This is a genomic window from Colwellia polaris, assembly GCF_002104515.1.
GTDB classification, from domain to species: Bacteria; Pseudomonadota; Gammaproteobacteria; order Enterobacterales; family Alteromonadaceae; genus Cognaticolwellia; species Cognaticolwellia polaris.
The window spans coordinates 155,242-167,261 of sequence record NZ_NBOE01000007.1; the positions used below are offsets into that span (position 1 = coordinate 155,242).

Here is a 12,020-nt window from a genome sequence, read left to right on the forward strand (position 1 = left end):
TTTGCCTCTTAGCGAGGCATTAGTTTTACAAGGAGAGTATGTGCGCATTCTGAAAGTTAGTATATTAATTATATTATTTTCCTTTATTTCTTCGTTTCTATTTTTTAAAAAAGAAGCAATAGCATGTGAAGCTATAAGCATTACAAATTTTGAAGAGATACCCCCCAATGTATATGCGGATCCTAGCGTAGCTAGGGAACAACGAACGTTACTTTTAGATTCAATCGATAAGGCTTACAGCAGAGTAAATCAAATATATGGCGAGATAAACTCTTATCCTAGATTGATTGTGACAAATAATCTTGAATATAGAAAATTCGGACTTAATCCTACAGGTATGCAAAATTCAGGCTTTTTTAGAGAGTGTATATTCTTAGGTTCAAAGGGAATGAATGTTGACGTTATAGCTCATGAATTAGTGCATGCTGAAGTTAGATATAGAACTAATATTTTTACTGAACTCACAAAATTGCCAGCTTGGTTTATTGAAGGTACGGGCATAAAAGTAGATTTTAGAACCCCATTTTTAATAGAAAATATTAATGTTTCACAAAAAGAAGTAGAGCAAATTAAGTCAGTATTTTTTCTTCGAGACTTCCCAAATACAAGTGTTAAATCGTATCAAGCCTCAAGAGTTGCAATTGAAAATTTAGACCCAAAATTTTTATATTTTGGATTAGAGCGATTAGACAATGGTGAAAGCTTCGAAGAAGTTTTTGGGATGTAAAACCAACAAAGAATTAAACAAGGACAAAAAACAGTGGGCTTTTGCACCTCCTTCGTCGCTTATTCTAGCCAACAATTTTTAACCTGTTAATTGGGGGTTATGTACCGTAATGGTAACGGAGTTGCGCAATTAGAATAGCGTCACCTTGATGTTTATAAACGATCCTATGCTCATCGTTTATGCGCCGTGACCAATACCCAGATAAGCCATGTTTTAAAGGCTCTGGTTTGCCAATACCTTCTTGAGGAGTTCTTTGAATATCTTTAATGAGTAAATTAATACGTTTAAGTATTTTTTTATCGGTAGTTTGCCAATAAAGGTATTGTTCCCAAGCTTTTGTTGGGAATGTTAATTTCATTCAATAAGCTCTCTTTCAGTTCCATTACCAGCTTCAAGCTCGGCAATGGAATCTAAAAGGCTTTTAGCATTTGCAGGGGATCTTAGTAAATATGTAGTTTCTTGCATGGCGTTATAATCTTCTAACGACATCATAACAACGGGAGCTTCACTTTTACGTGTAATAATAATTGGTGCGTGATCATTACAGACATTCGCCATTGTATTTGCTAAATTTGCTCTAGCGGCTGTATAACTTATTGCATCCATGGGTAACTCCAAAGCGTTCATGTACGTTAATTGGTACAGTATAGCGCACTGGTACATAATAAGTCACTCAAAAGGTCAAAAAACAGTTGGTTTTTGCTCCTGTGTCGCTTATTTTAACCAACATATCATATGCCTCTTAACGAGGCGTTGAGGCTGTAGAATTTCTCCAAACTGAAAAATTCCGCATGATTTTTATGTTCGTACAGCCTTTAAAGTTTCACTTTATAGTGGAATATTACCTCAGAATTCACCTAGCAACGCAATTTGAGGCCTAACTTTTAATAAATTTTGAGGATGATTTTTCTAAAAGAGAAATTCTACAGCCTCGTTTTGTGCCAGTGCAAAAAGGCTTGAGAAATATCATTATATCTATTGCTTGGTGTTTGTTATTTATTTCAATAATTCAGATGGTTGGTGTATAAACATCTAAGAAATTAAACAAGAAATAAACATTTGGCTTTTTGTTCACTACGTTCACTTATTTTAACCAAAATATTTTCCTGTTAAATGGTTACTATATGCCCGTAATGGCAAGGTCGATTGCTGCAATAATTTCGTCTCTTAATGGTTCAACTGAGCCAACAGGATCTTTGAGTAATTTGGCTGGCATTGAAGCAATCTGAGGTGTGAGTAAAATATATTGTTCCTTTTCATACTCAATCAAAGGAGTTAATCCATCCATTTGCTCATTTCTAAAATGAGAGAGTTTTCCTAAAGGGATCACTATTCTTGTTATAATATTGCTAATTAATGCATTTTGTATATCAATAATATAAGGGTATGCGTCACGGCTTTTTTTACTTGGATTTATATATACATCAAATTGCGACATTAAAATTCTCTAAATTCATCACCAAAACACCCATTATCATCTACAAAGTCATTGTAGGCCTGTATGGCATTTTTATTTTCTTTTACCCACTTGTTAGCTTCAATACTTTTTAATTTATCTTTTAATGCTTGCTCTAAAGTTGCAGATAAATTAATGTTAAGAGCTCTGGTTTTCTTTAGTAAGTCGCTATTTAGGCTAAGATTAGTTGCTTTTTTTGGGGCGTTAAAATCGTATAATGCTTGCATAATATGTCTCCAAGTAATTATTAAATTTAGTATGCGCATTCCGATGCGTATTGTAAAGAGCATACAAGAAATTCTACAGGACATAAAACCGTTGGCTGCGATAGTGACTCACACATTATAGACAACTATTTATTGTCTGTTAACGAGGCGTAGAGGCTGTAGAATTACCCCAAAATATAAAATGAAGGATGTTTTTTGTGTTCATACAGCCTTTAAAGCTTAACTACTAGTGGAATATTGCCTCAAAATTCACGTTGCAACACGCCCTGAGGTGGGCCGCAAGCATTAAAACTTGTTTTCCACCGCATATTTTAATAGCGGCGAGCCTTTGCTTTTTAAGGCCGCTAAGTACGTTGATTCATCATACGCTGCCTTTGTTTTCCAACACCGAAAGAGTATTCTTATCCACTTAAAAGCCAGTGCTCTTATGATAGTGTTATGTGGCTTTCCTTTACTTTTTTGTTGTTCATAATACGCCTCGGCCCAAAATAAATACCGAAATGTTTATGATTGTTAAAGTAAAATGATCCAGTTAGAGTATTTTTATTACATAAAAAGCGAAAAACCCTAAAGAGTCTGTGGGCAAACAGGCTAATTCTCAAACATAGAGGAAGTGATGGAATACATATACTCACTCGTATTATTTACAGTCGCATCTTCTGCGACGCCGGGTCCAAATAACATTTTAGTAATGACATCAGGGGTTAACTTTGGTGTTAAAAAAAGCTTACCTGTTTTTTGTGGCATATGCGTTGGGTTTGCTTTAATGCTGTTATTAGTTGGTATCGGTTTTGGGCAAATATTTGAGGTTTTTCCGAACCTTAACACAATGATTAAAATCGTTGGCGTTGGTTACTTACTCTATTTAGCTTGGATTATTGCGGGTTCAAGCAATAGCTTCAAATCAAAAGAGCAACAAAAGCCGCTAACTTTTCTTAACGGTGCGTTGTTTCAATGGGTTAACGCAAAAGCTTGGATTGTTGCAACTGGTGCAGTTGCTGCATTTACGACTTCAGGCGATGAGCACTTAGTTCAAGTGGCTTTGGTTGCTAGCACTTTTTTAGTTTTATCATTTCCTAGTGTAGGTATTTGGCTAATTTTTGGCTCATGGCTAAAAAAGTATTTAAATACCAAAGCTAATCAGAAAGTATTTAATTTAACGATGGCAAGCCTACTAATTATTTCGGTTTTACCCGTATTAGGCGAGCTAATTGAAAAGTTTACCTGACAAGCAAATCTAGGTTGTGCCTACAGCCAATTGATCATAACACTCATCTTAAATTGCCAATGCGACTTTAATAGGTACAGTATGTGTATTCCCCCCTACTTAATCTTGTTTATATTATGATTTTAAAATTAAAAAGTGATATGGTTTCAAATTCTTATATGTAAACTACAGTGTAGTTTACATATAAAAAAATAAACAAGGACACGTAACTGTTAGCTACGTTTCGCTACGCTACACAACTTTAGCCAACCATTACTTAGTCTGTTATTTGTGCCTTAGCTTTCAAGGAGAGAACATTGAAATATCTACTAATATCGTTAACTTTAATTATGTCATTCGTGAGTAATGCGAATGACAAAAAAGAAATAGACAACTTAGCTAAACCTGTTTTGGCTTTATTTGAAGAAAACAAAATCAATAGTGTGGCTAGCAAAGCGCTAGAAAATAGCTCTATCAGTGATTACATAAGTAAAGCTGACCTAGTTCAATCAGATAGTCAATTTTTTGGTTATTTAAACGTTCTGGGTAAATTCCATTCTCAGGAGTTAATATACGAACAAGGCATAGAAGGTACATTCATATCACGTTGGTATGTATTAAAGTACGACCGCCAGCCAGCATTAATTTACTTGGAATTTTATAAGGCTAAAGATGAATGGCAAATTCATTCAATTAACCTTAAATTAGAACTTGATGATTACATCGAAGAAAGATCTAAAATAGAAATTGGCAAGCTTGGTGTTAAAAGTAATTAATTAGTGCAATCACCTTAAATTTTAAGGCTGTTTTTTCTAAAAGAGAAACTCTACAGCCTCGTTAGTTTTCTTAGAGATTTTAATCTCTACATTTATCGAAAAGGATAGTTTGATGTTAAATAAAATAATCGTTCTCACATGCTCAATGTTAGTTACAGGCTGTGTTGTTGTTCCAGAAGTGGATAATTCTCAACAATATCAATGTGGTTTATCTACAGATAAAAAAACTCTGAAGGTGGTTAATTTAATGAAGGGTGACACTAGCTTTTATAAATGGAATGATGAATTTTTATCCATTATTACTATGCCATCATCAGCAGTTGTCTCAAGCGTATATGTAGCGGTTAATAATGTTTATCATTTTGGGGAACAGCAAATAAAATGTGGTAATAACAACTAACGAAGAACGCCGTTGGTATTTACTTTTCATCATTGGAGCTTATTTTACTTTTCATCATTGGAGCTTAAATTGCTAAATTTCATAAAAAAATCATTACCTTTATTCTGTGCCATGTTTTTGTTCGGTTGTACCACTATGAACCAAGCTATTGAAAGAAAAAATTATTTTCCTTGGGAGAATGACACTGGCTATTCTCAAGTAGTGAAAAGTGATAAAACTTTATATATCTCAGGCATTACCAGCGAAAAAGAAACTTTTGTAGAGCAAGTAGACGATATTTACACGATCATAAAAAAAATATTAGCTGATTATGATGTTGGAACAGATGCTATTGTAAAAGAAGTTATATTCACAACGGATATTGAAGCACTGAAGTTAGCTATTCCAACACGTAAAGCTCATTTTAATGGTAAATACCCGTCTTCAAGTTGGGTAGAAGTTAAAAGGCTTTGGAGTAAATCACACTTGTTAGAAGTGGAAGTTGTTGTTGTTTTACCTTAAATATAAGGCATTTTAAAGGACAATAAACCGTTGGTTTTTGTCTCTTAGAAAGATGTTATTCTTTTAGTTAAAGTAAGGATATTTAAATTGAATTTAGTGTTTATAAAAAGCATTTTTTTGTTTTTGGTGGTTTCAATAACTGTTGGATGTGCGGCTACATCACCCTCTTTAAAAAGTGATGTTAGTTCACTTGATTGTAATAAAAAACTCGCGTTTATTCAGTCGCCTGAAAACACAGTTTCTGATGATGGTTTTACAATATTATATGATGGGGAAAATAAAGAAATATTTGCTGAATTAATTGAGCAGGCACATGCCAATCAAATGGCGAGTGGTTGTATCAAAGGCTAGCAAGCACTTCAAACGGAACAAACGAGTAACCTTATAACGGCTAAGCTCAAGCAAAATCCCCATTAGCTTTAGAGGGTTTTTAACAAAAAAAAAGCAGCCAAACTTAGGCTGCTTCTCATCTCATTTCTTCATTGCTTTCTTAATATTGCTAGGAAAACCGTTGTTTTATAAAGCCAACTGTTAACCGGTGTTACGCATTCCGGTTGCGATTCCGGTCATACTTACCATTAATAGTTGCTCACAAACAGGATGTTCAGGCTGTTTACGTAAGCGTTTTAACGCTTCTATTTGCAATAAATGTAGTGGTAAAAGGTACGGTCGACGTAAGTTAAACGAGGCTAAATTCCACGGGTCGCTTTCAAGAGACTCTGTTTGGCCTAGTAATTCGAGTACTGTTCTTCTATCAGCGGTTAATTGTGTTCTAAGCCCTTCTCCCATTGGCATTAATTCACTCTCAACTAAGCTTTGGTCATAAAGTTTAGAGATATTAATATCTGACTTTAAATACACCATTTCAGTCAAAGATATACGCGCTCTAAAATAAGGCCAGTTTTCAAGCATATCTTTAATAGTGTTTTGGTGCTCGGCATCAGCATTTGCAAGCGCTTCACCAAAACCTAGCCAGCTTGGCACAACTAATCTATTTTGGCTCCAAGCAAATATCCAAGGAATTGCGCGTAGCGATTCAATGCCACCGTCAGATTTTCGTTTGCTCGGTCGAGAGCCTAAGGGTAAAGATGACAACTCTTGCTCTGGTGTGGCTTGTCTAAAATAGGTAACAAAGTCGTCTTGTTCACAAACGTAGTTACGATATATTTCACAGCTACTTTTTGCCATATCTTCCATGGCATTACGCCATGTATCTTTTGGCGATGGTTGTGGCTTAACTAAGCTTGCTAATATGGCACTGGCATATAAATGTAAACTACGAACGGCCAAGTTAGGTAAACCGAACTTAAAGCGTATAGTTTCGCCCTGCTCTGTAACTCTTAAGCCGCCTTCTAATGTGCCTGGAGGCTGAGACGCTATAGCTGCATGCGCTGGCCCGCCGCCACGACCGATAGTACCGCCACGGCCATGGAATAGTTTTAGGGTTATATTATGGCTTTTCGCAGCAGCCACCAAGGCTTCTTGCGCTTGATATTGTGCCCAAGCAGCAGCTAGCACACCGGCATCTTTTGCTGAATCACTGTAACCAATCATTACGTGTTGCGCGCCATGTGTGCGTTTCGTATAAACCTTATCGCTTAATAATTTATCAATAACGCCAGCGGCACGGTTTAAATCATCCAAGGTTTCAAACAAAGGCGCAATCGGCATTTGCCAAGTTATTCCTGTGGCCTTCATTAACAAATTAACCGCTAGCACATCACTTTGCTCACTGGCCATTGAAATAATATAAATACCTAAAACTTCTTTGGGTTGCTCAGCAATGAAAGAAAAAGTATCTAGCACTTCTTGCGTTTGTTCACTCCATGCTACATTTGGCAATAATGGTCTTGGATTATTAAGCTCTTGCTGAAGAAATTCACAACGTTTTTTCTCATTCCACGTCAAGTAATCTCCTAATCCTAAGCTTTGAGTAATTTCTGAGATAGCTTGATCATGAAACTCACTGTGTTGGCGAACATCGAGTTTAACCAACGAAATACCAAAACAATGTACTTTTCGAATAACATCTAACAACATTGAGTTGGCGGCTCGCTCTAACCCTGCAGCCAGTAAACTTTCTCGACAAATAACTAAAGGTTTAAGTAAGTCTTCTGGGCTAGCAATAACACCTTGGGTTTCATTATTTTTCAAGGTTGTAACACTAGCTTCTAATTGAGCAATAGTTTGCTTTAAAATATGGCGATAAGGACCAATATTATCAGTATCAGCTGCGATTAACTCGTCACTGGCTTTGTTCATCGATAGTTCAAGGTAGAGGTTTTGAAAATCAATTAAATACAGCTCTGCTGCTAATAGCCTTGCATTGATAATAGCTTGTTTACTGAGTTTCGCTGTTACAAAGGGATTACCGTCGCGATCCCCTGCCATCCAACTTGCCATAGTAATTGGTGTAGCATCTAACGGTAGAGCTTGGCCCGTAACCGCTTGGCAAAGTTCGTCAAGTTCACGCACAAAAGTCGGAACAGCAAACCATAAGCTATCGCGAATAGCATCTAAGCCCCAGCGCGACTCATCCAAAGGAGTTGGACGTTGCGAGCGTATTTCGCTTGTGTGCCATGCTTGTTCAATTAGCTCTTCAATTCGGCCATTTAGCGCTGCACCTGATTGCGCTAGCTCTTCAGCAACTTCGTGATATTTATGTATAAAAGTACGACGATTTACTTCTGTTGGATGCGCGGTTAATACAAGTTCAATATGAAGTTTATTAATCGCTGATAAAAATGCCTCAGGCGTACAACCACTAACCTGCTCTTTTAAAGAAGCTAACGGGTGCGGTAAATCAAGCTCTGCCAAGCCTTGTTCACTCGTGGTATGTTGTTGTTCGGCAATATTTGCCAAATTCAAAAATTGGCTAAAAGCACGACCATAAATTAACAGGTCTTGCTCATCACAAGATTCAAATAAAGTTTGTAGCTCATTAATAGCTAAAGCATCTTGCGCTACGCCGTCTTTAGCGAGTACACGCACACGTTCAACATTTTCTAACCAACGTTGCCCTTTGTCATTGGCAATGGTTTTACCCAATACAGAGCCAAGTGAGCGAATATTTTGAGATATAGTTTCTAACATGCTTTGTTCTCTTTTTAAGCGAATTAACATAAGCGTAGAATTATTTTAAAATAGAGTCTAATATATAAAATTAATTAACATCATAGATAAAAATCTATATGCCATTAAATTTACAGTCAAACCGACAGCCCACCATGAGGCAATTACAGCTTGTTCAAGCGTTGGCTAGAGATCAAAGTTTGTCAGTAGTTGCTGAAAATTTACATATTTCTCAGCCTTCGGTCTCTATTCAGCTGAAAAATCTCAGCGAATTAATCGGTTTACCGGTTTATCAAATGCAAGGTAGAAAACTTACCCTTACCGATGCAGGTAAAGCAGTACTTCGCAGTGCAAATACTATTTTTCAGACCTTGGATAACCTCAAAACTGATATAGATAATTTGCAAGGCGTAATAACAGGTACATTATCAATTTCAGTGGTAACCACCGCACAGTATTTTTTACCATTACTACTTGCCGCCTTTGCTAAACAACACCCAAAAGTAGAAATAAAATTAGAAATAGGTAACCGAGAAAAAATACAAAGTCGATTGCATGACAATAGCGACGACTTTTATATTTTCAGTAATATTCCGCAAAATGTGCCCGTGCTTGAAACCCCTTTTTTAGATAATGAAGTGGTGGTAGTGGTGCCAGAAAACCATGAGTTGGCACAATTTCCAAAAGTGAGTTTAGCGCGGTTAAGCCACTATCCATTTATTCTGCGAGAGTCAGGTTCGGGTACGCGCGAATATACTGTCGAGTTATTTAAGCAACACGGTTTTAGTTTGAACGAAAAAATGACCATAGCGAGCAGTGAGGCAATTAAACAGGCTGTTGCAGCAGGTTTAGGTATATCGGTACTAAGCAAACACAGCCTAGATTTTGGCATAATGCCCGGTATAAAAATTATTAATGCAGAAGACTTCCCTATTCGCAGTAAATGGCGATTAGTGCAAAATGCATCTCGACAGCCCACCATTCTTGCTAATGCTTTTCATAAATTCATGGTAGAGAATGGTGTCGATATTTTGGCTTCAGCAGTTCAGAATAATCAGGTATAACTAAAAATGGCTTTGATAAATTATCGACAATAAACAGTTGAGTGATATAGTTACTTTAACGAATAGTTATTTTACTCGTAATATTATTTTAACGTTATAGTATTAAGTTAAGCTACACAACAATGTAAACCTAAAGAATATAAGGAGATATTCAAGTGCTCTCAAATATATCGACCATTTTTTATGACATTATGTTTGGCGATATAAACGCTAATATTCCCATGAGCAAGCTCGAAACTAAAGTATTAGAAAAAGTTAGCGCTATATTAAATAATCCTACGAGTCTTAGCACACATATTCCTACACTACCCGCGATGCTAGTTCGTCTTTTAAATGCCATTGATAATCCAGACTCAAGCGTACAAAGCTTCGTTGAAATTATTGAACAAGACCCTGCATTTGCCTTGGCAGTTTTAAAAACAGCTAACTCTGCCCTTTATCATCGCGGCGAAAAAGAAATTGTATCGTTAAACCGAGCGATTACTTTTTTAGGTTTAACAGGGTTGTTGCAAATTGCCACAACGCTTTTAATGGCAAAAGTTATACCCAGTAAACCTATTTATTACGCTATGTTCGGCAAACAAATTTGGCTTCATAGTGTGCAATGTGCAACGCTTTGTGAACTTTTAGCCTCGAAGCAAGATGAAAACGCATTCGACGCGTATTTTTTAGGGTTAATTCATGATTTAGGAAAGGTCATTATATTTGATTGTCTATCAAAAGCATTAGCTGAAGAGATATCAAGCCTGCCAGGCACCACTATCTTTAAAAAATTAATGACCAAAATGTCTGTCAATATAAGCTATTTAATTTCAATTGAGTGGAAACTGCCAAAAATTTATTGTGAAGCATTAGAGCAACAACAAACCAAGCCCACCTCAACTTTGGCCGTACTGTTATATAATGCAAATCAATTAGGTGAGCTGTATTTAATGGTGAATAAAGGTGTTATTTCTAACGCTGAATGCAAAAAAATGATAACTAAAAAGGCTATTGATGAAGATATTTGGCTCAATTTCACCAATATAGCACCAGAAATTGAGCGAAACTTAATTTAAAAAAGTAAAGCACTCAAACAAGCCTAATACCTAGCTAATGCATTTACTTTTCACGAGCCTCAAGGCTCAAGCGTATTAATTCAACCCGCTCCCTATTAACATTAAAATCAGAGTAGCCCAGCCTAGCCGCTGAGCGAATATAAATAGTTTTTTCACTTGTTTTAGCAGGGAAATAAAACTCTACATCGTCAACAAAACCAAAGATTGTTGAGCTAAACTCAGCGCGAATGTAGCTATTTTCAGTCACAGTTACCTTCGAGTTATCTAATGTATTTACAACCTGTAAAATGGCATTTTTAACATCCTTATTTGAACCTACAATAACAATTGGTTTAATATATTGAGCTTTATCTTGTGAGAAACTATTAACACAATTGGGTTTATTAGGGCACGGTATTAACTGACCATTTTCAATACCTAGCGAAGGTGCGTTTGATGAACACCCCGTTAAGGCGACAAAAATTGACAAAACAATACTGGTTGTAAAAACGTTATACACTGCCTTCATGAAGACCTCTTCTTTAAAAATAAATTTAAGCCATGATAGTTTACTTTGTACTAAATGCTTATTTTTTTCAAGTAGTTGAACTAGTTACTCTGAATTATTCATTTCAAGCTGAGCATATTTTTTGCGTCTTTCGCTTTCAACTAAAGTACTTTGCATGAGCTTATTTTAATGGCAAAAAACTTAAGCAGATATAGATAAATAATTATTTGATCTTCCATAGATAAAACCGCACAATCCTTCGCGATGAAAACCACAGTGCAACCCTCTTACAAACTAGCCTTAACGCTAGCAGTTTGATCACCAAAGTAAAAAGAGTAGAAATAATGCCGTCAAATATGCAGCTAAGCAAAGAAGAGCTTAGAGAAACCAAGTTATCTCGCGATGAATATTTAACAAAACCCAAGATTCCTTTAATTGTTGTACTAGACAATGTAACCAACAGCTACAACATAGGTGCATTTATTCGTTTGGCAGATGCTTTTGCAATTGAAAAAGTCATTGTTTGTGGTACTGGGGCTTTGAGTATTTCAGATAAAAAAATGAAAAAAGCCTCAAGAAATGAAGCTAAGTGGGTAACGGTTGAATATAAAGAAAGCACGGTTGACACCTTAAACCAGTTGCTTACTGATAACTATGCTATTTATAGCGTAGAGCTATGTCATGAGTCGGTCGATTATGCAACGATTGCCTATCCTGAAAAAACCGTATTAGTATTGGGTAACGAACGAAAAGGTGTAAGTGAAGCTGCATTAGCATTGAGTGATCAGCACATACATATTCCAATGTTTGGTATGGGTAACTCATTAAATGTTTCAACCGCAGGCGCGATTGTATTGGCTCAATGTGCGAACCAAATTAGACATAAGCTTTAATTTATTTTATATAGCTCAAATACGTTAATTATTTTAATTGCCATAATATTATTAATTAATTGCTTTGTTCACTGTTGATAATATATAACATTAACCTAGCTTAATGTTCTGTGCTGCTAGTAAAAAAAGCACAATGCAATCAGTAGAATAAC

The 12,020-nt window shown here is 36.0% G+C and carries 15 protein-coding genes and 1 pseudogene; 9 read left to right on the forward strand and 7 right to left on the reverse strand.

The window, feature by feature from the left end:
- The first annotated feature begins 40 nt into the window (after nucleotides 1–40).
- Nucleotides 41–727, forward strand: a complete 687-nt coding sequence (locus B6A32_RS12620; RefSeq protein WP_085304617.1) for a hypothetical protein — start codon at nucleotides 41–43, stop codon at nucleotides 725–727.
- A gap of 97 nt (nucleotides 728–824) precedes the next feature.
- On the opposite strand, the gene B6A32_RS12625 is transcribed toward B6A32_RS12620, so the two are convergent.
- The 5 genes and pseudogenes from B6A32_RS12625 to B6A32_RS19460 all read right to left on the reverse strand — a co-directional run.
- Nucleotides 825–1,085, reverse strand: a complete 261-nt coding sequence (locus B6A32_RS12625; RefSeq protein WP_085304619.1) for a Txe/YoeB family addiction module toxin — start codon at nucleotides 1,083–1,085, stop codon at nucleotides 825–827.
- Complete coding sequence (locus B6A32_RS12630; protein WP_085304622.1) at nucleotides 1,082–1,333, reverse strand: type II toxin-antitoxin system Phd/YefM family antitoxin; 252 nt, start codon at nucleotides 1,331–1,333, stop codon at nucleotides 1,082–1,084. The genes B6A32_RS12625 and B6A32_RS12630 overlap by 4 nt, the downstream gene beginning before the upstream one ends.
- A 514-nt stretch (nucleotides 1,334–1,847) precedes the next feature.
- Complete coding sequence (locus tag B6A32_RS12635) at nucleotides 1,848–2,165, reverse strand: CcdB family protein (protein ID WP_085304624.1); 318 nt, start codon at nucleotides 2,163–2,165, stop codon at nucleotides 1,848–1,850.
- Nucleotides 2,165–2,410, reverse strand: a complete 246-nt coding sequence (locus B6A32_RS12640; RefSeq protein WP_085304627.1) for a type II toxin-antitoxin system CcdA family antitoxin — start codon at nucleotides 2,408–2,410, stop codon at nucleotides 2,165–2,167. Before B6A32_RS12640 ends, B6A32_RS12635 begins: the two co-directional genes overlap by 1 nt.
- A 285-nt stretch (nucleotides 2,411–2,695) precedes the next feature.
- Nucleotides 2,696–2,899: pseudogene (locus B6A32_RS19460) on the reverse strand (IS110 family transposase); the annotation flags it as partial.
- Between the two features lie 127 nt (nucleotides 2,900–3,026).
- Between B6A32_RS19460 and B6A32_RS12650 the strand changes: the two are divergent.
- The 5 genes from B6A32_RS12650 (at nucleotide 3,027) to B6A32_RS12670 (ending at nucleotide 5,645) form a co-directional block, all read left to right on the forward strand.
- On the forward strand, nucleotides 3,027–3,638 hold the full coding sequence (locus B6A32_RS12650) for a LysE family translocator (protein WP_085304629.1): 612 nt from the start codon (nucleotides 3,027–3,029) through the stop codon (nucleotides 3,636–3,638).
- 296 nt (nucleotides 3,639–3,934) lie between these two features.
- A complete protein-coding gene (locus B6A32_RS12655; RefSeq protein ID WP_085304631.1) occupies nucleotides 3,935–4,393 on the forward strand; it encodes a hypothetical protein in 459 nt (152 codons plus the stop codon).
- 112 nt (nucleotides 4,394–4,505) lie between these two features.
- Entirely contained in the window at nucleotides 4,506–4,793 is a 288-nt protein-coding gene (locus B6A32_RS12660; protein WP_085304633.1) for a hypothetical protein, read from the forward strand.
- A gap of 69 nt (nucleotides 4,794–4,862) precedes the next feature.
- Nucleotides 4,863–5,294 carry a RidA family protein gene (locus tag B6A32_RS12665; RefSeq protein ID WP_085304635.1) on the forward strand — a complete coding sequence of 144 codons (432 nt, stop codon included), beginning with the start codon at nucleotides 4,863–4,865 and terminating at the stop codon, nucleotides 5,292–5,294.
- An 87-nt stretch (nucleotides 5,295–5,381) separates the two neighbouring features.
- Entirely contained in the window at nucleotides 5,382–5,645 is a 264-nt protein-coding gene (locus tag B6A32_RS12670; RefSeq protein ID WP_085304637.1) for a hypothetical protein, read from the forward strand.
- Between the two features lie 180 nt (nucleotides 5,646–5,825).
- Here B6A32_RS12670 and ppc read toward each other — a convergent pair whose 3' ends face one another.
- A complete protein-coding gene (gene ppc / locus B6A32_RS12675; RefSeq protein WP_085304639.1) occupies nucleotides 5,826–8,387 on the reverse strand; it encodes a phosphoenolpyruvate carboxylase in 2,562 nt (853 codons plus the stop codon).
- Between the two features lie 98 nt (nucleotides 8,388–8,485).
- On the opposite strand from ppc, the gene B6A32_RS12680 reads away from it, so the two are divergent.
- Both B6A32_RS12680 and B6A32_RS12685 read left to right on the forward strand, forming a co-directional pair.
- Nucleotides 8,486–9,430 (forward strand): LysR family transcriptional regulator, encoded by a 945-nt coding sequence (locus tag B6A32_RS12680; protein ID WP_085304640.1) that lies wholly within the window; start codon nucleotides 8,486–8,488, stop codon nucleotides 9,428–9,430.
- Nucleotides 9,431–9,585: 155 nt separating this feature from the next.
- Nucleotides 9,586–10,488, forward strand: coding sequence for an HDOD domain-containing protein (locus tag B6A32_RS12685; protein ID WP_085304641.1), 903 nt, complete (start codon nucleotides 9,586–9,588; stop codon nucleotides 10,486–10,488).
- Nucleotides 10,489–10,531: 43 nt separating this feature from the next.
- Here the strand turns inward: B6A32_RS12685 and B6A32_RS12690 are convergent, their stop codons facing one another.
- On the reverse strand, nucleotides 10,532–10,996 hold the full coding sequence (locus B6A32_RS12690) for a DUF1499 domain-containing protein (RefSeq protein WP_085304642.1): 465 nt from the start codon (nucleotides 10,994–10,996) through the stop codon (nucleotides 10,532–10,534).
- A gap of 323 nt (nucleotides 10,997–11,319) precedes the next feature.
- Between B6A32_RS12690 and B6A32_RS12695 the strand changes: the two genes are divergently transcribed.
- Nucleotides 11,320–11,868 (forward strand): TrmH family RNA methyltransferase, encoded by a 549-nt coding sequence (locus tag B6A32_RS12695; protein ID WP_085304643.1) that lies wholly within the window; start codon nucleotides 11,320–11,322, stop codon nucleotides 11,866–11,868.
- Nucleotides 11,869–12,020: the final 152 nt, after the last annotated feature.